Annotated in this window: 16 protein-coding genes and 3 pseudogenes; 6 read left to right on the top strand and 13 right to left on the bottom strand. The window is 69.5% G+C overall.

Annotated elements, in window-relative coordinates:
* Positions 1–442: 442 nt before the first annotated feature.
* Together ACZ6KY_RS36900 and ACZ6KY_RS36905 are read right to left on the bottom strand one after the other, a co-directional pair.
* Complete coding sequence (locus ACZ6KY_RS36900) at positions 443–3,217, bottom strand: ATP-binding protein (RefSeq protein WP_469314629.1); 2,775 nt, start codon at positions 3,215–3,217, stop codon at positions 443–445.
* Positions 3,218–3,425: 208 nt separating this feature from the next.
* Positions 3,426–4,391, bottom strand: coding sequence for a helix-turn-helix domain-containing protein (locus ACZ6KY_RS36905; protein WP_469314630.1), 966 nt, complete (start codon positions 4,389–4,391; stop codon positions 3,426–3,428).
* 305 nt (positions 4,392–4,696) lie between these two features.
* On the opposite strand from ACZ6KY_RS36905, the gene ACZ6KY_RS36910 reads away from it, so the two are divergent.
* The 3 genes from ACZ6KY_RS36910 to ACZ6KY_RS36920 all read left to right on the top strand — a co-directional run bounded on the left by ACZ6KY_RS36910 (position 4,697) and on the right by ACZ6KY_RS36920 (position 6,889).
* Positions 4,697–5,518, top strand: a complete 822-nt coding sequence (locus ACZ6KY_RS36910; RefSeq protein ID WP_469314631.1) for an alpha/beta fold hydrolase — start codon at positions 4,697–4,699, stop codon at positions 5,516–5,518.
* A gap of 84 nt (positions 5,519–5,602) precedes the next feature.
* Positions 5,603–6,460 (top strand): alpha/beta hydrolase, encoded by an 858-nt coding sequence (locus ACZ6KY_RS36915; protein WP_469314632.1) that lies wholly within the window; start codon positions 5,603–5,605, stop codon positions 6,458–6,460.
* Positions 6,461–6,673: 213 nt separating this feature from the next.
* Positions 6,674–6,889: a hypothetical protein gene (locus ACZ6KY_RS36920; protein ID WP_469314633.1), complete on the top strand. Its 216-nt coding sequence runs from the start codon at positions 6,674–6,676 to the stop codon at positions 6,887–6,889.
* Between the two features lie 495 nt (positions 6,890–7,384).
* On the opposite strand, the pseudogene ACZ6KY_RS36925 reads toward ACZ6KY_RS36920, so the two are convergent.
* From ACZ6KY_RS36925 to ACZ6KY_RS36955, 7 genes and pseudogenes are all read right to left on the bottom strand, one after another.
* Positions 7,385–7,570 (bottom strand): annotated as a pseudogene (locus tag ACZ6KY_RS36925) (helix-turn-helix domain-containing protein); the annotation flags it as partial.
* Between the two features lie 180 nt (positions 7,571–7,750).
* Positions 7,751–11,143 carry a S8 family peptidase gene (locus tag ACZ6KY_RS36930; protein ID WP_469314634.1) on the bottom strand — a complete coding sequence of 1,131 codons (3,393 nt, stop codon included), beginning with the start codon at positions 11,141–11,143 and terminating at the stop codon, positions 7,751–7,753.
* A 226-nt stretch (positions 11,144–11,369) separates the two neighbouring features.
* Positions 11,370–12,398 (bottom strand): TrmB family transcriptional regulator, encoded by a 1,029-nt coding sequence (locus ACZ6KY_RS36935; protein ID WP_469314635.1) that lies wholly within the window; start codon positions 12,396–12,398, stop codon positions 11,370–11,372.
* Positions 12,399–12,659: 261 nt separating this feature from the next.
* Positions 12,660–12,941 (bottom strand): annotated as a pseudogene (locus ACZ6KY_RS36940) (transposase); the annotation flags it as partial.
* 11 nt (positions 12,942–12,952) lie between these two features.
* Complete coding sequence (locus ACZ6KY_RS36945; protein WP_469314636.1) at positions 12,953–13,597, bottom strand: hypothetical protein; 645 nt, start codon at positions 13,595–13,597, stop codon at positions 12,953–12,955.
* A 122-nt stretch (positions 13,598–13,719) separates the two neighbouring features.
* Positions 13,720–13,980, bottom strand: coding sequence for a hypothetical protein (locus ACZ6KY_RS36950; protein WP_469314637.1), 261 nt, complete (start codon positions 13,978–13,980; stop codon positions 13,720–13,722).
* Positions 13,977–14,276, bottom strand: coding sequence for a DUF6247 family protein (locus ACZ6KY_RS36955; RefSeq protein ID WP_469314638.1), 300 nt, complete (start codon positions 14,274–14,276; stop codon positions 13,977–13,979). Before ACZ6KY_RS36955 ends, ACZ6KY_RS36950 begins: the two co-directional genes overlap by 4 nt.
* Positions 14,277–14,463: 187 nt before the next feature.
* Here ACZ6KY_RS36955 and ACZ6KY_RS36960 point away from each other — a divergent pair, with 187 nt between their 5' ends.
* Entirely contained in the window at positions 14,464–14,877 is a 414-nt protein-coding gene (locus tag ACZ6KY_RS36960) for a hypothetical protein (protein ID WP_469314639.1), read from the top strand.
* Positions 14,878–15,303: 426 nt separating this feature from the next.
* Here ACZ6KY_RS36960 and ACZ6KY_RS36965 read toward each other — a convergent pair whose 3' ends face one another.
* Positions 15,304–16,293 (bottom strand): aldo/keto reductase, encoded by a 990-nt coding sequence (locus tag ACZ6KY_RS36965; protein ID WP_469314640.1) that lies wholly within the window; start codon positions 16,291–16,293, stop codon positions 15,304–15,306.
* A gap of 194 nt (positions 16,294–16,487) precedes the next feature.
* Between ACZ6KY_RS36965 and ACZ6KY_RS36970 the strand changes: the two genes are divergently transcribed.
* Both ACZ6KY_RS36970 and ACZ6KY_RS36975 read left to right on the top strand, forming a co-directional pair.
* Positions 16,488–16,811: an IS3 family transposase gene (locus tag ACZ6KY_RS36970; RefSeq protein ID WP_469314641.1), complete on the top strand. Its 324-nt coding sequence runs from the start codon at positions 16,488–16,490 to the stop codon at positions 16,809–16,811.
* Positions 16,808–16,963 (top strand): annotated as a pseudogene (locus ACZ6KY_RS36975) (DDE-type integrase/transposase/recombinase); the annotation flags it as partial. The gene ACZ6KY_RS36970 and the pseudogene ACZ6KY_RS36975, both read left to right, overlap by 4 nt.
* A gap of 204 nt (positions 16,964–17,167) precedes the next feature.
* On the opposite strand, the gene ACZ6KY_RS36980 reads toward ACZ6KY_RS36975, so the two are convergent.
* The 3 genes from ACZ6KY_RS36980 to ACZ6KY_RS36990 all read right to left on the bottom strand — a co-directional run bounded on the left by ACZ6KY_RS36980 (position 17,168) and on the right by ACZ6KY_RS36990 (position 22,323).
* Positions 17,168–18,508: a Rieske 2Fe-2S domain-containing protein gene (locus ACZ6KY_RS36980; protein ID WP_469314642.1), complete on the bottom strand. Its 1,341-nt coding sequence runs from the start codon at positions 18,506–18,508 to the stop codon at positions 17,168–17,170.
* Between the two features lie 79 nt (positions 18,509–18,587).
* Positions 18,588–20,963, bottom strand: coding sequence for a peptidase domain-containing ABC transporter (locus tag ACZ6KY_RS36985; RefSeq protein ID WP_469314643.1), 2,376 nt, complete (start codon positions 20,961–20,963; stop codon positions 18,588–18,590).
* Between the two features lie 61 nt (positions 20,964–21,024).
* Positions 21,025–22,323 carry a condensation domain-containing protein gene (locus ACZ6KY_RS36990; RefSeq protein WP_469314655.1) on the bottom strand — a complete coding sequence of 433 codons (1,299 nt, stop codon included), beginning with the start codon at positions 22,321–22,323 and terminating at the stop codon, positions 21,025–21,027.
* Positions 22,324–22,471: the final 148 nt, after the last annotated feature.

The raw sequence follows: 22,471 nt of genomic DNA on the forward strand, positions 1-22,471 counted from the left end.
GCCTTGGGTTTTTTGTGTTGGGGGCTTGTGGGTTTGTAGTCGTCTGCTCATGCCCTCCCCACCCCCCCCCCCCCCCCAAACCCCCAACACCCCCCCCCCCCCCCCCCCCCCCCCCCCCCCCTGCCGCCGTATCGGGGCTCTGCTGCCGTACCGGGCGCGGTCGGCCCCGCTCAGCTCTCGGCCGACCACCCGGGGCAGCCGCAGATTCAGCAGCCCCGTCACCGCCACCACCCCGCTGCACCAGCAGCGTCACCACCAGCGCGTTCCCCGCTCAAGCAGTCGTCCGCGCGGCCCAGGGGGAGCTCACCAGTCAGATCGCCGCGACAGGTGTGTTCTGTGAGTCATTTGCCAGGAGGTGTGGACGGGATCCCGGGTCCCTTGCACGGTGACCTCTCGCAGTAGGCCGGCGCAGTGGGCGGGCCGTCGGCGCGGCGTCGGCTCGTCAGACTCGGGGTTCCAAGGAGCTGAGGGCGTCGGTGAGTTGTGTTCGGGTGGTGATGCCGAGTTTGGGGAAGATCCGGTAGAGGTGGGAGCCGATGGTGCGGTGGGAGAGGTAGAGCCGCTGGCTGATCTGGCGGTTGGTCAAGCCGGTGGCAGCGAGTGTGGCGATCTGGAGTTCTTGCGGGCTGAGGCGGTCGCGGGCGGCTGGTGGTCGTTGGGTGCTGCTTTCGCCGGCGGATCGCAGGAGCTGGCGTGTGTGGTCGCTCCAGTGTGGTGCGCCGAGGGTGTCGAAGATGTCTCTTGCTTCGCGCAGGGGTGCTCTGGATTCGACGGTTCGGCGCTGTCTGCGAAGCCAGCGGCTGTGGGCGAGGAGGAGGCGTGCGCGGTAGGGCGGCCATCGGCTGGGGTCGCCTGCCAGCGCTTGTTCGAGGGGGAGTTCAGCGTTGTCGTCGTCGGCGAGGACGGCCCGGGTGTAGTTCAGGCACATCTGGATCATGGGTGAGGGGAGCCGGTCGGCGAGGTGCTCGAGGCCGGCCAGGATGGTGCGGGCTTCTTCCTGTCGTCCTGTGTGGGCGGCTGCGTCGGCGAGGTCGGGGGCGACCCACCAGCGCATTTCGTGGAAGGTGGCTTCGGCGGGGTCGAAGAGGCGTCGCAGGATGTCGAAGGCCTCCTCGTAGCGGCCGGTGCCGATCGCCGTGACGGCGCGGACTTGCTGGATGCTGTTGAGGAGGAAGCGCACGCCCGTGATGTTGAGGCCGTCCTGGGCGTTCTGCGCGAGGGCCAGGGCGATGTCGTGCTCGCCGCGCAGGGCCGCGAGCATGGCCAGGTTGGTGGTGGCGGAGGTGGCCCAGAAGGTCTCGCCGGTCTCTTTGGCGAGCGCTGCGGCTTCTTCGCTCTCGGAGCGGGCACGGTCCCATTCGCCGGTCCAGATCCTGCCCCAGCTTCCCGCGCCGAGCGTGCGCGCCAGGAGGGCGAGACGACCCTGGGAGCGGCAGGTGTCGGCGGCGACGTTCATGTAGGAGGAGGCGGTGTGGAAGTCTCCGAGGATGAGGGCGGTGCCGCCGAGGAAGCGCATGACGTCGGGGTCGGACCGGTCGGGGGTCAGGGCGGCCATGCGGGTGAGGGCCGCTTTCCCGTGCGTCTGAGGAAGGGCGTAGGCCAGGATTGCCAGGGTGCGGGGGGCGTCGGGGGTCAGGCCGAGGTGGTCGGCCCCTTGGGCGACGGCCGCGCGCAGATGAGGGGGCAGGTTGCCCCACCAGCACCGTGAAGCGGCCCGCCACAGCAGGTCGGCTGCCAGGTCGCGGTGGCCGTCGGCACGGGCGTCGTTCGCGGCTTCCAGGAGGGTACGGATACGGGCTTCGTCGAGCATCTCGCCCGGGGCGACGATCTCCTGGACGACAGCCAGGCGGCCACGGTCCTCTGGGCCCATCAGCGTCGGGTCGGAGCGCTGGACGAGCTCGGCGGCGGCTGTACGTTCTCCGAGTTCGCTGGCGAGCTCCGCGGCGCGCAGCAGGAGCGAGGTGCGTCGTGCGGGAGCGGCGGTCAGGTCGGATCCGCGTTCGAGGGCGGTGACGGCGATGGTGACGGCGCCGCGGGGCCGGGCTCTTGAGGCGAATGCCTCCAGGTCGGAGACGACGTCCTCGTCTGTTCCCAGGGTGGCGGCGGCCCGGTGCCAGATCTGTCGGTCCGGGTCGCTCTCAAGGACGACGGCCAGCGCCGCGTGGATCGCCAGCCGCTCGGCGACCGTGGCGCGGGTGTAGACCGCGGATCGGATCAGCGGGTGGCGGAACTGGACGCGCAGGGTGTCCGGACCGATGAGGAACGTGTCGACGGCGGGCTGGAGCGCCGCGGTACCGACGGGTGCGCCGCTGGCGATCGCCGCGGCGCGCAGCAGTTTGGGCAGGTCGCAGCTGGTGTCGGCGGACGCTGCGAGGAGGAGCGTCCTGCTGTCCGCGGGTAGGTCGGTGTAGCGGATTCCGAAGGCCCGCTCGAGACGCTCGTTGAGCGGGAGGAGGTCGCGGGGGTGTCCGGCTGGCGTGTTGGACCGGGTCAGGGATTCGGGGAGTTCGACCAGGGCCAGCGGGTTGCCTGCCGACTGGCTCAGGATCAGGGAGCGTTGGGCCTGGGTCAGTTGTGGTGCGCGTGTTGCGAGGAGTGCTTGCGCGGCGGTGGATTCCAGGGGGTGCAGTGGCAGTTCGCGCATGCCGCTGTTCCGGAGAGGGTCGAGGTGGCCGGTGCGTGAGGCGGTGAGGACGAGGACGGGGTCGGTGGTCACCCGGCGGGCGACAAAGGCCAGCACGTCGGCGCTGGGCCGGTCGAGCCACTGGGTGTCGTCGGCGACCGCGAGCACCGGGGTGAGGGCGGCGCACTCGGTCAGGAGCTCGAGGGTGGCCAGGGCGACGCTGAACAGGTCGGGGACCGTTCCCTGCGCGTCGAAGGCGGTGCGCAGGGCGCGGCGCTGGCCCGGCTCCAGCCGGTGCGCGTGCCGTCGGAGCGGGAGCAGGAGCTGGTGAAGTCCCGCGAAGGGCATCCGGCTCTCGGGCTCGACGCCCAGGGCGGTGAGCACGGTCATGTTCCGGCGGGTGGCGCCGGCGCAGGCCCAGGCGAGCAGGGCGGATTTCCCGATGCCGGCCCCGCCACTGAGGACCAGCGCGTTTCCCTGCCCGCTTGCCGTCTGATCGAGCAACTGCTCCAGCAGCGCGCGCTCGGTCTGTCTTCCCACGAGGTCGCTCTCGCTGCCGTCGAGCGGCGCGGACTGGGACAGGGGGCCGTTCACGGGCTGCTCCGCCGGGGGTGTGGGACGTGGGTACGACGGTCGCCGGGTGCCTCGGGTGGCATCGGCAGGGAGAACGTACGGCGGGGCCGACGCCTGTGGCGCGGAGTGCCGGATTTGCCGTAATGGCCGTCATGGTGAGGCTGTTTGTCAGAGAGGCAGGCACGGTCGGACCAGAGCGACTCGCGGCCAGGGAGGCGAGTCGTGCCGGCTAGGAGGCTTCGCGTTCCTCGGTGGTGAGGCGGCGCCATTCGCGGGGGGTGAGGCCGTAGGCGGCCCGGAATCGCCGTGTGAAGTGAGAGGGATCGCGAAAGCCCCAGGAGCGGGCGACATCCGTGATCGAACGCCGCTCCTGCGAGCGGGCGAGATCGGTCCGGGCGCCGGCCAGGCGTCTGGTGACGATCCACTGTTCAAGAGTCGTGTCTGGTGGCTGGATCAGCCGGTAGAGCTGACGCAGCGAAATGTTGTGCGCGGCGGCGATCACCGCGGGCCGTAGCTCCGGGTCACGCAGATGAGTTTCGATGTAGGCGTTGATCTGGGCGGGCAGTGTGTCGTCCAGGACGGCGGCCGCGTCCCTGTGCTCGCTGTCGGTGGATGCGAGCAGGGCGCGGACCAGGGCGATGCTCGCCTCTCCTACGGCCGGCGCCTGGTCATCGCAACTGACCGCGTCGGCCTGCCTGGTCAGGGTGGCCAAGTGCTGGCGGACCAGCGGAAACAGTGTGCTTGTCTGCAGCCTGGGGGCGGCGCGGCGCACCAGGTCGACGGGCAGCCCTAGCCGGTCGTAGGGGATGGACAGAGCGCTGGCGCAGCCGGGACCGGACCAGACGTAGTCGTAGGGGGCGGTGAGATCGGAGAGGAGAAGGTCGCCGCGGCCGAGGTCGAGGGTGTGCTCGGCCTGGGAGCGGCGGGCCCGGCCGTACTCCTGAAGAGCCAGCGCGACGGTCTCGGGTGCGTCGCGACGGATGTGGGTGGGGGTGCGGGTCATCCGCATGCCCGTACCGTCGTGCCGCCACAGGAACGCGTCACCGAAATGCCACAGGTCGATCCGGGCGCGGGGACTGCAGCCGGAGTCCTGATGCTGGAGGTGGCAGGCCGGGGTGGCGGTCAGCATCGCGGCGCGGACGGCCTCGGCCCGATCGCGCTCCGGTATGTCCGCGGTGTCGAGAACCAGAACCATGTCGTCCCTCCCCCCAGCCGCTCGCAGCGGCTGCCCCTCCCTGGTCCCATCGTAATGACCAGCCACGATGGGACGTTGCCTGCAGTCCCCCCGGCAGTCGTACCGCTCCCGTACGACTCAATGCTCAGCACCGGCCGGGACGACGACTCAAGCAGCAGGCACAGTCGGACGACTCAATCCTGCGCCGGGCCCGGCACGGGAGATTGAGGGCACCAAGCACGACGGACCACCCGGTGTGACAGCGCCGGCCGGCCACCGTGCCAGCCCCACCCCACCGACACCTGTTCACCCACCGGAGGACCAGCATGCCCACCATCACCACCCGCGACGGCGCCGAGATCTTCTTCAAGGACTGGGGCAGCGGGCGCCCGGTCGTCTTCAGCCACGGCTGGCCGCTGAACGCCGACGCCTGGGACAACCAGGCCAACCTGGTCGCCTCGCACGGCTTCCGGGCCATCGCCCACGACCGGCGCGGGCACGGCCGCTCCTCCCAGACCTGGGACGGCAACCACATGGATCAGTACGCCGACGACCTGGCTGAACTGATCGAGCAGCTCGACCTGACCGATGCCGTCCTGGTCGGCCACTCCACCGGCGGCGGCGAGGTCGCCCACTACCTGGGCCGCCACGGCACCTCCCGGGTGTCCAAGGCCGTCCTGCTCGGTGCCGTCCCTCCGCTGATGCTCAAGACCGCCGCGAACCCCGAAGGCTCCCCCATCGAGAACTTCGACGCGATCCGGGCCAGCGTCACCGCCGACCGCTCGCAGTTCTACCAGGACCTCAGTTCCCCGTTCTACGGAGCCAACCGCGACGGCGCGAGCGTCTCTCAAGGCCTGCGCGACGCGTTCTGGCTGATGAGCATGCAGGTCGGCGTCAAGGGCGCCCTCGACTGCATCAAGGCGTTCTCGGAGACCGACTTCACCGAGGACCTCAAGAGCATCGACATCCCCGTCCTGGTCGCACACGGCGACGACGACCAGATCGTCCCCATCCAGGCCGCCGCCCTGCAGACCGTCAACTTCGTCAAGGACGCACAGCTCAAGCTCTACGCCGGCGCGCCGCACGGCCTGGTCGGCGACTTCGAGAAGGCGTTCAACGCCGACCTCCTCGCCTTCATCGCGAGCTGAACCACCGCCCGTCCGCGCCCAGGGCACCGCACCGCATGCCGGTGCCCCGGTCTTCCGCTCAACACCTGCTTCGAGGAGCCCCGCATGTCCGATCACCCTGCCCAGATCCCCGCCGCCACCCTGGAGCGCATTGCCGAGGCCAACGCCTCGGGCCGCACACCCGTCGTCTTCATCCACGGCCTGTGGCTCCTGCCCAGCAGCTGGGACCGCTGGGCGACGCTGTTCGAGGCCGCCGGTTACGCCCCGCTCTCCCCGGGCTGGCCCGACGACCCGGACACCGTCGAGGAGGCCGCCGCCCACCCGGAGGTCCTCGCCAACAAGTCGGTCGGCCAGGTCGCCGACCACTACAGCGCCGTCATCGAACTCCTCGACCGCAAGCCCGCCGTCATCGGCCACTCCTTCGGCGGCCTCCTCGCCCAGATCGTCGCCGGCCGCGGGCTGGCTGCGGCGACCGTCGCCATCGACGCGGCGCCCTTCCGCGGCGTCCTGCCGCTGCCCGTCTCCGCCCTGCGCTCCTCCCTGCCCGTTCTCGGCAACCCCGCCAACCGGCACCGTGCCGTGCCCCTCACCTTCGAGCAGTTCCGCTACGCCTTCGCCAACGCCGTCAGCGAGGAGGAAGCCCGACAGCTCCACGGCACCTACGCGGTCCCGGCACCCGGAGCACCGCTCTTCCAGGCCGCCACCGCGAACTTCAACCCCTGGACCGAAGCCAAGGTCGACGTCCACAACCCCGACCGCGGCCCCCTGCTGATCGTCTCCGGCGAGAAGGACCACACCGTCCCGCACGCCATCTCCTCCGCCGCCCACAAACGCCAGCTCCACAACCCCGGCCTCACCGAGTTCACCGAAATCCCGGACCGCGGGCACTCGCTGACCATCGACCGCGGCTGGCGCGACGTCGCCGAGACCGCCCTGGCCTTCGTCCAGCGATTCACCAAGTAGTTCCAGCCCCGACGCCCCGACACCCCGACACCCCGCTGATCTGGAGCGCCCTATGCAGCACCTGTCCCTGCCATCCGACGAGCCACACGCAAAGCCGGCCCAGTCGCCACACTGACCACTCTGCTCGCCCTCGGCGCAGACAGACAGCGGCAGCTCCGTGCGGTGCTGACCTCGCTCCTTTGCAGGCGCCGCGTTGACTGTCACGATCAAGCCGTGGCCAACCTTTCGAAGATCGCAAGCCGCCTGGACGCCTTCATGGACCTGATGGGCCCAGTGATCGGTGTCATGCTGCTGGCTGTAGGCATTGAGACCTACCGCAACGGTGGATCCATGGGCTGGCCCATCGCGGGAGCGGTCCTGCTCGTGATCAATTCCGGGGTGGCCTGGCGCCGCCTCGCCAGGCGCCGGAATCCGATCCCCTCGCCGTAGCGACGCCACGCAACCGCCGGTTTCTGACATCCACGATGCCGGACGGGGGCGCACACCAGCACCCTTGTCCGGCCGTCGCATCAGTCGGCGGCTGCGGCCGTAGCAGGCTCGGACCGAACTCCTGAAGCGGGTGTCGCAGGTTCGGATTCTGTCGGGGCACAGGCAGAAGGGCCAGCTCAGGAGGGGTTTCCTCCCAGGCCGGCCCTTTGCCGTTTCCGGCGCCGTGCCATTCACGTGCCACTACGCCCGGGTGGAGTCGTTGCCGTCCCTGGACCAGATGCCACCCGTTACGCCGACCCCGGTGGCTACGCCCTCACGGGCTGCCACCACGACCTGTCACCCCGTGCGAACCCCTGCCCGGCCTCCAGCCGAATCCCTTCACGCTCAGCCCGCCGCTCAGCGGTCGGGCCCCCACCATCCGCATACCGCATAACACCGGCATATCGCAGGATCACCCACCGTCACCATCCGAGGGCAACCCGAAAAGGTCGGTAACAGGCCGTGCTCGGCCGGCTTGGACTTGGCGATCTTCTTGATCTCCCGGCGTTCCGGCAGGGTGAAGGTCTTCGGTCGCCCGCCCTTGCACTTGGGCCAGGGCGAGTCGAATCCGTCAGTGTCGAAGTTGTGGATCACGTCCCGGACCCGGTCCGCGCCGGTGAACGTCACTTCGGCATGCGAAGCCTCTGCTGGAGACGGTTCCCTCGATCGAAAACTCATCCGCCAGAGGCTTCACCCGCCAGCCAGGCCACCATCACATCCCACCAGGCGAGTTGGAGCCGACCATGCTCTGGTGATTCACAGGTGGGAGCGGGGGCCGGCCGGGCTGCCCGTTGCGCTGGACCGCCCGGCCGGACCGGGTGTTTACCGGACGTCGTAGGCGCGGGTGATGGTCTGGGTGACCGCGTTGCCGTTGGCGTCGGTGAAGGTGGCCTTCGTCATGACCTGCTTGCCGGCGGCGCCGGTGTGGTCGAGGACGGCCGTCCACTTGCCGCCCCGCCGCTGGGTCGGCGCCTGGGTCCAGGTGGTGCCGCCGTCGTAGGAGTAGGACAGCGAGGCCTCCGTGATCGCGCCCGGGGTGTACCCGGCGTGACCCTCGACCGACAGGCCGACCCTGATGCCGCTCTGTGCCGGCAGGGTGTTCATGCCGTCCACCGGCAGGTCGTACGCCGGGGCGAGGATCGGCAGGCCGCGGGAGTAGACGTCCGGCTCCCGGTGGGAGCGGAAGCTCCATGTGGTGGTGACGGCGGTGGAGCGCAGCCAGTTCCGGTCCGAGGAGGGGATCTTCTCCAGGTTCTGGGTGAGCTCGTACGCGGAGTCCTCGTCCGGCACCTTGAACACGCCGTACGGGTCGTAACTGGTGCCGATCTGCTCGCCGTTGCGCTTCAGCATCAGGTTGCCGAGGTCGCCGAACGATCCGCCGGAGGACCAGTGGTCGCCGGAACCGTCGACCCAGAGTGCGTTCTGGAAGCCGATCTGGTCGCCCTGCCGCTCGGCGGACAGCATCAGCTTGCCGTCGGCGTCGCGCGGCGCGGCAGGCCGCAGGGGGCCGCCGTACCACTCCTGCGCGCTGCGCTGTCCGGCCCGGTAGGTGCGTTCCTGGTCGCCCATGAACGCGGCGAACGGGAAGCTGGTCATCGCGCCGTGGTACCAGGCGTCGTCGCCGGTCGTGTAGTAGGCGGTGCGGGTACCGGGCACATGGACCCCGCCGAACGGGCTGACGGTGATGTAGTCGCTGTCACCCCCGGAAGGGCGGACGTACAGTGCGTCGAGGTAGTCGCTTTCCTTGCCCATCGCCTTCCACGTCTCGGCGACCTGGGCGAGCCTGGAGTCCTTGGGCTTGTAGACCTGGTCGGAGTACAGCGGACCCCGGGTCGGGTACGACAGGTTGTAGACGTAGGACGATCCGTCCTCGGAGCCGATCGCCCGCCAGGTGGGCCGGAACTCGAAGGTGCCGTTCCTGGCACGTCCGTCGATGTCCGCGTAGACCTTCTGGACGCTCTTGCCGATCACGACCGAGCCGGCCATCAGCCAGGTGTCGTCCCATATACGGCTGTAGCTGAACGTGGTGCTGTCCACCGTCGAAGGCCGGTCGGTGTGCAGGCTCAGCTGGTGGGCCTTGCGGGCGTCGAGGACGACGGTGGTGTCACGGGTGATCCGCAGCTGCGGCCGCGCGAGGTAACTGACCGACTCGACCGCGTTGTTCGCGTCGTACGACGTCACGAAACTGCTGAGAGCGTAGTCGCCCGGGCGCACGCTGTACGTCTGGTCGGTCGCACCCGCGTTGGTACGGCGCTCGCCCTTGTCGATGTCGAGCTTGACGAGGTCCAGGGAGGAGGAGCCGGCCGCGGGCTTGCCGTTGCGGTCGATGACCTTGACCCGCAGCGTGACCGTCTCCGGCTGGACGTAGAGCGTGACGGGCACGGAGACGTGCACACCTTCGCCGGTGGCCAGGATCCGACCGGTGACCGCACCGTACTGGGCGTCCTTCAGGCGGGCGGTGGGGTCGATCCGCAGCGGCACCTGGGCGGTGGCCCCTGCGGGGACCCTCACCTTGTCGTCCTCCAGCTGCACGATGCGGGAGTCGACGTCGCTGCCGTCGTTGCCGTGCACTCCGCTGACCCTCAGTCTCAGGGTCAGATCGCGGCCGCTGGTGTTGGTGAACGGCACCCGCACGGTGGTGCGGTCCGATGCGTCCTGCGGCCAGTCGTAGCTGCCGGCCTGGACGGCGGGCGCGGAGAGCACCTTCTGGTTCACCGCGGCGAACACGTCGAGGACACCGGCGCCGGTCTGGTCGGCGCCGGCGACCTTGCCGCCGGTGCGGGCGGAGGAGACCAGGGCGGCCTTGATCTGCTGCGCGGTCCAGTCCGGGTGGGCCTGGCGGACGACGGCCGCGGCGCCCGCGACATGCGGGGTGGCCATGGAGGTGCCGGACATCGTCCGGTAGGCGTAGACGCCCCGTCCGCCCGCGCTGGCCGCCGAGATGTCGACGCCGGGGGCGGCGATCTCGGGCTTGAGAGTGTGGGTGACGGCGACCGGACCGCGGCTGGAGAACTGCGCCGTGGTGTCGTCGTGGTCCACGGCACCGACGGTCAGCACGCCGGGCGCGCAACCGGGCGAGGAAACGGTCTCGGTACCCGGACCGGCGTTGCCGGCGGCGATGACGAACAGGGTGTGGGTGTTCTGCGAGAGCTGCTGCGCGGCCTGGGCCACCGGGTCGGCGCAATCGCCGATCGCGGGACTGCCCAGGCTCATGGAGACGACGTCCGCCTGCTGGTCGACGGCCCACTGCATACCCGCGATGATCCAGGAGTCCTGGCCGTAGCCCTGGTCGTTGAGGACCTTGCCGATGAGCAGGGAGGTACCGGGGGCGACGCCCTTCTCGCGGCCGTCACTGGCCGCTCCGGACCCGCCGACCGTGGAAGCGGTGTGAGTGCCGTGACCCACCTGGTCGTCGGTGGTCTTGGAGTCCGTGAAGTTCTCGGACGCGGTGACCCGGCCCACCAGGTCCGGGTGCTCGGCGTCCACGCCCGTGTCCAGCACGGCGACCTTGGTGCCCTTGCCGTCGTAGCCGGCCGCCCAGGCCTCCGGCGCGTGCACCTGCGCGGTGGACTGCTCCAGCGTGGCCTCGACCCTGCCGTCCAGCCACAGCTTCTTCAGCGTGGAGGCGGAACGTGAGCGGGCGTTGGTGATGTCCTGCCAGAAGGTGGCGGCCGTGTCCTTGCCGGCCTTGAGCGCGACGCCGTCCACAGTCGGGAGGCTCAGGCCCCGCTCGGCCCCGCGAGGGGCCGCCGGCGCGCTGCTGGCGACGTTCACACTGTTCTGGTACGTGGCGATGAGCGGAAGCGTGTCGGTATGTGCGTCGTCGTATCCCTGGCGGATGAGCCCGGTGACGTTGAACAGCTGCTCGTCGACCTTGCCCTCGGCGATCGCCCGGGAGGCGTCCTCCGGGTAGACGTAGAGGTCCTTGCCCATCTGAAAGGTCTGCACGATCGGCTGTGTGCCGTCCTCACGGGGCAGGACGGCCGCGGAGCTGTGACCCGACAGGTCCGTGGTCACCAGCACCTTGTCGCCGGTGACGAGTGTGACCGACACCTGCTTGCCGCCTGCCGCCGTGGTCCCACCGCCGACGATGGGCCTCTTGCCCGAGGCACCGTCAGACGGCGTGTCCGCCGCCGCCCCGGAAGGCAGGACCGCGGTGACAGTCAGGACGGCGACGGTCGCCGCGCCCAAGGCTGTACGCGTTATGGAGCGCATGGATCTCCCCACTGGATACCGTGAACATGTCAGGCTGTGGCTGGAGCCTGCCATGCATACGGATCGGCGGGGGATGCCGCGCGTGACGGGTTTCCCGCATGTCGGTTTCCCGTCACGCGGTCGCATCCGGCGGCTCGTCGGCTCGGTGGGGCTTGCGGCCCGGCAGGTGCAGGTACGCCCGCGTGTCCTTCGCCGCGATCATCCGGGCAAGCATCGGCCCGGCGGGTCAGAACCAGCCCGCACGTGCGGCGTACCACCCGAGCTGCAGACGCGAATCAGCTCCGGCAAGGTCCATCAGACGGCGGGTCCGTCGCTCCACGGTGCGTATCGAGAGACCGAGCTGGGAGGCCACCCGCCGGTCGGAGACCCCCGCCAGCAACAGGGCCAGGACCTCCAGTTCCCCCTCGGTCGGCTGCTGATCGGCTGCCGACCCCGCGCGCACACCCGTGGCGGTGGTGTACAGCGGACGGGCCTGGGCCCATTCCTTCTCGAAGAGATGGACCAGGGCCGTCAGCAGGCCACTGCGGTGCACCACGATGGCGCTCGGCTCACCGCCGGAGTCCTCCAGGTCCAGCGGCACCATGGCACGCTCCCGGTCCGACACGACCATCTTCAGCGGCAACGAGTCGACCAGACGGAGCTCGAGACCCGCCGCGATGGCCTCCCTCACATCCCTGCCCACGTCGGGACCGTCGAGATAGTCCTTGGCCGCCACGACCCGGAAGTCGACTCCGCGGTCCAACGCGGAACTCTCCGACATGTCGGTGTCCTCGCGCGGTACCGCGATGGGCTCCCCGACGAGGAAGACGAGCAACTCCCGCTGAGCGCCACGCTGCAGTTGATGGAACCGGTGCGCGACCTGCTCCACGCCGACGACCACCTCCATGACGCTGCCCGCGGGATGTGCTGCGGTGCTGCGGTACTGATCGGTCAGCATCGCGAACGCGGTCTCGGCCCGCTGAAGCGCGTTGCGCTGCTCGACGAGGAACGGGGCCAGGGCCACCGAGGGCGGGGTGATCCGGTAGCGGACGGACGGAGGGCCGGCCCCGCGGTCGGCCACGTCAGGTGTCCCGCTCCCGGCCTCGGCGGCGATCACCACCAGGCCACGTGCCGTCAGGTCGAGCAGGATGCGGGTGGTCTCGGGCTCCTCGAATCCGGTCTGCCGGGCGAGGTCGCGCGCGGAGGCTGCCGGGCGAACGAGCAGTGCGGTGTAGACAGCCTCTTCGGCCGGCCCCAATCCCAACGCCTGAAGCATCCAGCTCCCCTCGCGGGCGGCCGCCGTGTCTGCCCTTTGGTGCAGCTCGGACGCACCGAGCGGATCTTTCTCGGCCGACCCTATCCCACCATCGGAAGTCACCCTGGACTGCTGCCTGTTGTGCACCCACCTGGGACGCTCGGACCGGCCTCCCGGGCGGGAGACGCCGGTGCAGCAGCGGCCACGAACTCGGTCACGGTGTCAGTCACTTGACGCCTCTTCCATGATCATCAATTACACCGGTGAGCGTACAGACCCGCTCCTCACCGGCCGCGGTCTGTCGGGATACTTCGCCGCCGGCGGGCGTCCGGTCCCCGAGTACGGCTCGGCCACCGGCACCGCGTCGGCGCTCTGGGCCGACAGCGTGGTGGAGATCCCCACCACGTAGCGCAGGCCGCGGGTCTGTAGTCCGTGCCGGAACGCGGCGGCGTCGCCGTATCCGGCGTCGGCGACGGCCAGCGGCACCTCGAGTCCCCAGGAACGGGGCTCATCGAGCATGTCCAGGGCCAGCTGCCGCTTCTCCACGTGCCCGATGCCCTCTGGGCCGGTCGGGGTCATGAGTCCCACTGGTCGCAGTACCCGATGTGGATCTCGCGGGCGTCGCCGAGAATGCCGTCGTTGGAGTGGAGCTCGGTGCAGAAGTGCGGGTAGCCCGGATGGACGGGGACGTATCCGGGACCGTTTCGGGCGACGTCGAAGAAGTGCCGGGCGGTGTCCCCGAACACCTTCGCGCTGCCGGTCATGAACAGGGTCTCGGCGTGGAGATGCTGGTGAAACAGATCCCGGTTCTCCTGGTAGTGCCGTGCCTCGTGATCAATCACGGCTTCGTCGGTGTGTCCCGGGCCGGGCAGTGTCACGGTCTGCGGACGCCCTGGGCCGAGCCGTCCTCGTACTTCCTTCCGGCGTGAGAGTGCGAACTGGAGCGAGTGGTGCAGCAGCACGAGATCAAGCTGCCGTGTCCCGTCTTCTGGCAGTTCGCGGGAGGGACCACGGTTTCCCCGCATCGGCAGGTGGACCAGCGAGCGCGGTGAAGAGGCAGCGAGCTTCCATAGCCCACCGATTCGCTGGGCGGCGTCCTGATCGAGGTAGGTGTCCAGGTGCCGATCGTGGTCGATGAGCACTGCGTGGCAGTGATGGGCGGCGACCCGGCATTCGACGCGGCCGAACTGCTCGACGGTCCCCTGCGTGTGTTCCAGCACGCCGCTGACACCCGCTCCGGTGCCTCCGCATTCAGCCGCACAACGCACGGGACTTACGCGGTCACCAGCTCCCGCAAGGCCCGATGACGCCCAAAACGGGCCGGACGGATGTACTCGGGTGACTACCCGAGCCAGACGATGTCCAGAACAGACAGGTGCCGGGAGAGCCGGTTGATCATATAGACGACGGACAGCTGTCCGACAGAGGCGGCGCGGACGTCTTCGCCTTCCGGGTCGCCGGCGTTCCATTGAGGCCAGCCCCACGGGGAGCGCACCGCGATGTCCAGGACGTCACGGACCATTTCTTTGGCGTGCGTGGGGAGTTCGGTGAGCGTCTTGGCGGCCTGCGGCGAGAGGCGGGCTGCCCATGGATCAGCGGTCACCTGCGGGTGCCGAGGACGTCGTTCAGGTCCAGGAAGCCGGTTTCGTCACGGCCGGAGTCCAGGTAGGCGTCGACGGCCGGGGCCGCGGTGACGCGTAGCTGCCAGGTGCGCACGACGTCGTGCAGGGGCGCGAGGCTGTAGCTGTGGCGGGAGTCCTCCAACGCCTTGGCCCAGTCCCGCTCGAAGGCCGGCACCCAGGAATCGGCGCGGCGGTCGGCGCGCAGCTGCTCGCGCAGCCGGGCGGCAGCGGCGGGGGCCGGCGGCGGGGCGGGGGCTTCCTCGGGCTGCGCGCTCATGGATGTTCCTCCCGGCAGGTCGTGTCTTCACGATAGTCGGCGGAGTGGTTCTGGAAGGAGCGGATGCGATAGCTGCGGGAAGACAGCAGGCAGTGCTTCAGTCCCACCTGCTCTGCGGGGCATACGGAAAGCGATGGTGTGCCCCAACCCCCTGACAGCCGGCCGGGCGCCGTGAGATCGTCCGCAGGTGGCCGACACTGCTGGTAGAGAAACGACCTCGGGACGACCGGATGACCGTGCCGCGTCCGCCCTGCGCTTCGCGACGGAACTCATCGCGTGGGTGGCCACCCCCTGGGCCCTGGCCGGCTACTCATGGCTGCTTGCCGCCGCGTCCGTTGTGGCCTTGATAGGCCTTCCCACGCTCTTCTCCACCCGGGGGGACAAGGCCAACGTGATCATCGCGGTGCCGGGCTGGGCCACGATCCTGCTCGTGCTGCTCCAACTCGCCGCAGCAGTGATCTCCTCGTGGCTGGCCTGGCCCGTCTGGGCGGCGCTCCCCGCCACCCTGCTGGCCGTCGGCACCCTTGTCACAGAGCGTCGGCGCTGGCGGTGGCTGGTTTACGCGAACAGGCACGCCAACCGACGCTCCCCGGCCAACTGATAGCTCAAGTCGAATTCCCCTCCGCCTGCTCTTTTGTAGTCCAGCTCCAGGTAGTCGATGTCGGCCCTGCACGGTCAGTCGGCCCGGAGCCGGCTGCTTGACCAGGCCGATGATTCTTGAGCGTTCCGCCTCGGTGATCCACCGTTTGCGGCCCTGTCAGCCCAGGCCCTCAGCCCGTCCAGGCCCAAGCGGTTGAAGCGGTGCAGCCATCGGCTGACACTCCTTTGGGTTTCGCCGCGGGCTCGCTGGCGGTCGTAGTAGGTGCGGGAGGCGGGGTCTGAACGGCATCTGGGTGACCCGGCGCCGACAGGCTCAGCGCGTTCGTTGGCATCAGCGGCTGACACCAACGAACGCGAATCGCGGCTCTGCCCGGATGCCGGTGCACCCGGGCAGCCGCCTGCCCCGCTGTCTGGCCGCACATCCGCACTAACGATTGACGGCTCGCATCCCTGCCTCGTCATACCGCTCACCCGCCGCCTCGGGCACCTCCGCATCGATGCGTGCCAGGTCCTCCTGCGTCAGCGCGATACCGACCGCGGCGGCGTTCTGTTCCAAGTAAGTGCGGCGCTTGGTGCCCGGGATCGGTACCAGGTCCTCGCCCTGGGCCAGCACCCAGGCGATGGCCAGCTGGGCCGGGGTCACGTCCTTCTCGGCGGCGATCTCCTTCACCTTCGCCGCCAGCCGCTGGTTCGCCTCCAAGTTGGCGTCCTGGAAGCGCGGGTTCTGACGGCGCCAGTCGTTCGCGTCCAGATCGTCCGGCGAGGCGAACCGGCCGGCGAGGAAGCCGCGGCCCAGCGGCGAGTACGGCACAAAACCGATGCCCAGCTCACGGCAGGCGGGCAGCACCTCGGCCTCCACGTCCCGTGACCACAGCGAGTACTCGCTCTGCACCGCGGTGACCGGGTGCACCGCGTTGGCGCGCCGGATGGTCTCCGCGCTCGCCTCGCTCAGGCCGATGCACCGCACCTTGCCCTCGGCGACCAGCTCGGCCAGCGCGCCGACCGTCTCCTCGATGGGTACGTTCGGGTCGACCCGGTGCTGGTAGTACAGGTCGATGAAGTCGGTCCCCAGGCGTTCCAGGGAGCCGTGGACGGAGCTGCGGACGTGCTCGGCCGAGCCGTCCTGCGGGCCGACCGTGCTGATGTCGCCCGGTACGGCGTCGTCCATCCGGTAGTTGAACTTCGTCGCGATCACATACTCCTCGCGATGCCCCCGGATCGCCTCGCCGACAAGCGACTCGTTGGTGAGCGGCCCGTACATCTGCGCCGTGTCGAGAAAGTTCACCCCGAGGTCGAGGGCATGCCGGATGGTCGCGATGCTCTCCTGCTGATCGGTGGATCCGTAGAAGGCGGACATGCCCATACAGCCCAGGCCGATGGGCGATACCTGGAGGTCCCGCAGACTGCGTTTGTGCATGGCGTGTCCCAGCCCTTCCCTGTCGTTCGAGCGCACGAAGCCCCTCATCCATCCAAGCGGCGAATTCCGGCGTCGGCATCCCGTGAGAGACGGACGGCGACACGGGCCTCGCGCCGTGGTGGTGTCTGCGACACTACGAGTTCGAGCACACTCCAACGCAAGTCGATCCACCGCCTGGCCTGCCGGGTTCTGGGGTGTCGGAGTCCTGGTTCTACAAGTGGCGCGACAAGCCCACCACCGCGCGTGAGATCCGGCGCGGGCAGCTGGCCGACGTGATCCGGCAGATCTTCGAGGGCTCCGGCGGCACCTACGGCTCCCCGAAGGTCTGGCTCCTCCTGGTCGGCGCGGGCTGGCGGGTCTCGGTGAACACTGTCGCCCGTCTGATGGCCGAACGCGGCCTGGCCGGACGGAAGGCCCGCCGACGGCGCGGGCCGACCCGGCCCGGCAAACGGCCCCGGACTTCGTGCGGCGGGACTTCACCGCGGACGCTCCTGACCAGGTGTGGTGCGGCGACATGACCGAGATCACCACCGGTGAGGGCAAGCTGTACCTGGCCGCCGTCATCGACCTGTTCTCGCGCCGGCTGCCCGGTTACGCGATGGGCGCACGCCATGACGCCGAACTGGTCGTGGCGTCCTCGGACATGGCCGCGGCCACCCGCGGCGGTGACGTGAAGGGCGTGATCTTCCACAGCGACCGCGGCAGCGAATACGGCTCCCGGCGCTTTCGCCACCCGCACCGAGGCCCGGCTGCGGATCGCGACCTGGATCACCGGCTTCTGCAACGGCCGTCGGCTACACGGCGTGTGTGGATATCGGAGTCCGATCGACTACGAGCACGACCACCGGGCCAACTCCGCCTCGTAGCCGGCCGCTTAGACGATCTCCGCAGTTCGAGGGGATGGGCACTTGAGGAAGTCCTCGCTGATGCCCATGGCCTTCTCGAACGCGTGCCGTACCGGCGCGGGCTGTCCCGCCTGGGGGACGTAGGACGGGTCGTCGCTCAGCCGCCAGTTGAACACCCGCTTGAGGCGCTCCTCGAAGAAGGCGCGGTCGGAACCTTCGCTGTTGTAGACCTGGTGCACGTCCAGCGGGAGGGTGATGCACTTGTTCGACTCGGGATCACGCACGATGCCCTGCGGGTCCTCACCGCGCCCGACCCGCTCCATGTCCGCGAAGAGCCTCTTGCGCAGCATGATGATCCCCTCGTCACTGCGGCCGAGGCGCTCACTGGTGCGGTCTGCGATCTCCCCCTGTCCGATCCACGCCGCGAAGTCCTGGTTCTGGATGTGGCTCGTCAGGATCTCGCCGTCGCTGTCGAACACGGGGCCGTACCAGTACGGAATGGGGCCCGGTTCGGCTTCGGGCATGTCCGTCGGTGTCGCCGAGTAGTGCCAGACGATGTTGAGCGTGTGCGTGTCGTCGACCGGGACACGCCATTCGATGCTGCTGCCGACGTAGAGGGCGTTGGGCCACAGGCAGGCGACCCCGCTGTCCTCCAGCCGGCTGGTCGGTGCGACCGGAGCGGACGGGATCCTGACCATCTCCGCCTGGCGTGCCACCACGATCCCGAACTCGAACTCCCGGAACTCTATGCTCTGGTGGCGGGGCCCGCGCTCGGGATCCACGGGGTTCGCCTCACGGGCCACGTAGTTGGTGTGCCGCCACTCGAAATGCACCGGGTCCACGGCGTTCTCGTGGCACTGCAGCCAGTTGCACGGCAGCTCTGCCAGGATGACCTGGACGAACCCGCGGTCCCAGGTGAACGGCTCGAACGCCGGTATGAGCGGCGCCGGAGCCGGCCCGAGATAGGCCCAGACCATCCCGGCGAAGCCGACGGCCTGGTACGCGTCGGCCTTCACCTTGGACCGGAACGGCGAGTCCGATGCCGCCATGTCCTCGTAGGGCTGCTCGACGCATGTTCCCGCCTGGTCGAACATCCAGCCGTGGTACGAGCAGCGCAGGCTCTGGCCCTCCACCCAGCCCTGGCCCAGATCCGCGCCGCGGTGGGGGCACCGGCGCTGGATCAGGCCGTACTCGTCGTCGTCGGTGCGGTAGAGGACCAGGTCCTCGCCCATCAGCCGAACCGGCTTCACCCTCTTCTCGGCGAGCTCCGAAACGGCGGCGATCGGATGCCAGTACCGTCGCAGGAGTTCGCCCATGGGAGTTCCCGGGCCGACCTGGGTCAACATCTTGTTCTTTGCTTCGGAGAGCACGAAAGTTCCCTTCGGTCTGCGGGTCGGATCGGGTCGGCCGGCTGGGCCGCCTTCTTGCGGTGGTCGGACGGGGCATGCCCTAGGCCGGCTGCTCCCCGTGGCCGGCGATCAGCGTGCGCATGATCGGAGATTCGGCGACGAGGTCCTCGTACGTTCCCTGGGCGGCTATCCGGCCCGCATCGACGACGATCACCTGGTCGGCGGCTTCGAGCACCGACAGGCGGTGCGCGATGACGATCAAGGTCTGGTCGAACGCGGCCAGCCCGTCGAAGATCGCCTTCTCGGTCGCGCTGTCCAACGCGCTCGTGGCCTCGTCGAGAACGAGCAGTTGCGGCTTCCGGATCAGCCCGCGGGCCAGGGCGATGCGCTGACGCTGCCCACCCGACATACCGAGTCCCCCCGGGCCGAGCTGGGTGTTGTAGCGCATCGGGAGCGCCATGATCTCCTCGTGGACGCAGGCCGACTTCGCCGCCTGGATCACGTCGTCCAGCGGCGCCCCGGGCTGCGCGAAGGTGATGTTCTCCCGGATCGTGCCGGCGAAGAGCCTCGCGTCCTGGGAGATGTAGGAGATCGAGCGCCTCAGCGACACCCGGTCGATCTCGGCCATCGGCACCCCGGACAGGAAGACCGAGCCGCTGCTCGGGATCTGCAGTCCGGCGATGACCGACGCCAGCGTCGACTTGCCGGAGCCCGACCTGCCGAGGACGGCCGTGAAGGTGCCGCCCTCGAAGCGGGCGTCGACCTCGCTGAGGACCGGGGCGTTGCTCCCGGTGTAGCTGAAGGAGACCTCGCGCACCTCGACGGGTCCGCTGACGTCCTCCAGGTCCCTGGCGTCGGAGGGGCGTTCCTCCGGCTCTGTGCCCAGGATGTCCGTGAGCCTGGCGAGTGACGCACCGAGACCGGCGACCTGCAGTGCGCTCTGGACGAGGTTCGCCAGGGGCATGAACATCCCGACGGCGAGTGTGGTGAACCCGACCACCGCGCTCAGGGAGTCCGAGCCGGTCGCGATCCGGTGGCACCCCAGGGCCAGTACCGCGAGCGGGGCGAAGAACTGGATCGTCGCGCTCATCGCCGTACCGATGACCTGGTTGCGCCGGCTCCGCCCCCGATAGTTGATCTCGTCGACCACGGTGTGGCTCCAGCGATCGTGCGCGGTGTCCTCCAGGCCGCACGCCTTGATCGTCTGAAGCCCGTCCAGCAGTTCGAGGAGGTCGCCCTCCGCGATCGACTGGTGTTCCAGCTCCTCGGCGGACAGGTAGCGCTGCTTCCTCCAGAACAGGACGAGGACAGCCACCATCACCGCGGCAAGCCCCATGCTGAGCAGGGCGAACTGCAGGTCGACCATCAGGAGCAGGGTCAGGTAGAAGAGCACCAGGACGCCGTCGAAGATGCCGGAGAGGGCCGCATTCGTCAGCACCTGACGGACCGATGTGCTGGTGCGGACCCGCATCCCCAGATCTCCGGGGTTCCGCCTGGTGAAGTAGTCGTAGGGGAGCGAGAGGAGATGCCCGAACACGCCGAGCGTGACGCGGCGGTCCGCCAGCGACTGGAGTGCGACGAGGGACAGGCCACGGAGTATCTGGAGCAGCGCGAACGAAACGCACCCCACGATCGCGCTGACGAGGATGACGATCGCCTGCCCCGGTCCGCTTCCTTCCTTCGCGTCGCCGACCACGTAGGAGGTGGCGAACGGTGTCGCGAAGTTGAAGACGATCAGCAGGAACGAGGCGACGACCAGGCTGATCCAGCGGCGGTCCCGGGTGACGAACAGGCTGAGGTAGCGCCAGGAGCTGTGCGCGACGCCCGGCCTGCGGCGCCGCACCGGTGCGCGCTCGACGAGCGGTGCTTCGAATTCGAGCGCCACTCCGGTGAAGGCGTCCGCGACCTCGGACAGCTTGAGACGTCGCCTTCCCACGGCAGGGTCGACGATGAAGACATGCGTGGAGGTCACCTGTTCGAGTACCACGAAGTGGTTGAAGTTCCAGAACAGGATGCTGCCGGGCCGCAGGCGGCCGAGGCCGCCCACCCCGACGCGTACGCCGCGCCCGAGCGCCCCGAAGTGTCGGGCCGACTGGAGCAACGCCCGCGCCGAGACTCCTCCCAGACCGCCGACCAGCCGACGCCGTACGTCCGTGATGTCCACGTCGATGCCGAGGAAGGCCAGCACCATCGCGAGGCAGGTGGGACCGCAGTCGGCGCTCTCGGTCTGGTAGAGGACCGGCACCTTCGCGCCGCGCCGGGCCGGCACCAGGTTCGAGAGCGCTGCGACGAGTCGGCGCAGGCCTTTGTCCTGCCGTTCCTCCCGCAGTCCGGGCAGGGTGAGGGCGTCTCCCCAGCGACGGACGTTGGCGCGCTTCTCGGCGGCTTGACGGCTGAACCTGGCCCGGCCGAGGGGGGCCGACGCCGCGGGCTCGGACTGCCCTGGTCCGGTCGTCGCCTCATCGGGTTCGATCATGAACGGCGGCTCTCTTCGGAAGTAGCGGAATCATCGGAGGGGTGCGGCATCCGGCGCGGGCTCAGCCCACCAGGACGCGCTCGATGTCGGCCCTCGTCCTGTGGGCGGCGTCATCGGTGAACCGGGACCGGTTGAAGGTGAGGTGGAACTCGACCCGGTCTCCCCAGCTGCCGATCTTGAGATGGACGCCGTCGACGGCGCGGTCGCGCGCGAGAGCGTAGGTGCCGTAGCTGACCACGAGATCGTTCACCGTGGTCCTCATCGTCTGCTGCGGGTGGCCCACGTAGGCGAGCCGCACCGTGCGTTCCGGCCCCCCTACCAGCGAGCCGAGATCGGCGATCCCGCTCGTCGCGGCGATCTCGCGGGTGACCCGGCGGTGCTTCAGGACGGCGAACCAGTCGTCGGTGAGCGCGCGGAGGAGTTCGAGCGCCGTGGCGCGGCGGTCCACGACCAGTGGCAGGCTCAGCGTGAACATGCCGAGGACCCTTCGTTCCCGGAGGCTCCGGGTGTCCACGGGCTGCCAGAGCGCCAGGGAGTCCGCACCGGTGTGGTTCAACATGGTTGCGGCCAGGGCGTGTTGGATCCAGACGGGCTCGGTGGCGCGGTGCGCTCTCGCCGAGCTCCGCATCGAGCGGAGTTCCTCCCCGTCGAGGGCGAAGTCCAGTTCCAGGACGCCGGGTTGCGCCGTATCCGGCTCGGCGGACGGGGAAGGCCAGCCGCCCCGGGGCAGGCGGGCGTACTGGTGCCGCCAGAAGTCGGCCGTGGTGCGCGCGTCGTCAGCCGCACGGTCGTGGTCTGCCGCCGGAGTCAGGAACTGTGGGCCCGGCACGGGGGTGGCGTCACGCTCTCCGCCGCGCCGCCGCCGGTACGCCTGCCACAGTTCCTGGCCGAAGACCGCACGCACACTGCCGTCCACCGCGAGTTGCGAGAACGTCGCGACGAAGGCGTGGACCTCCGGCGAGTACTGCAGCAGCCTCAGCCGGAACGGGAACTCTGCCCGCGGGTCCCAGCTGTCGCTGGCGTCCTTCGCCGCCAGGCCGACGACGTAGCGGGAGAAGTGCTTCTCGGACGAGGCGTTGACCCGCCGGCAGGTGACCAACTCGCCCAGCGGCGGGGTGTCCCGCACCCACTGGTGCGGCCCGGCGCCTCCGCACCCGCACACCGCCAGACGCAGCGCGTCGTGGCTCCGGATCACATCGCCGACGCTCGCGACGAACGCCGGTACGTCGAGGGGGCCCTCGATGCGGTAGGAGACCTCGACGGTCGACGGGGCTCTCATGTCGTCACGCAGGGCCCGGAACATCGAAAGCTGCGGAAGTGTGAGCGGCGCTGTTTCCCGGCCCTGGTGGTTCACTTTCATTGTCTCCACATCACTGAAGTTCTTGGCCGGCACCCAATAACCCGGGTGCCGGCCAAGAACCAGTTCTTACTTAGCTAACGCAGCGGCCACTGCCACCGACGATGTCGTCGAGAGCGTCGTCGGACAGGGACTCGATGTCCACGACCTC

It is taken from the genome of Streptomyces sp. NPDC042002, assembly GCF_055588305.1.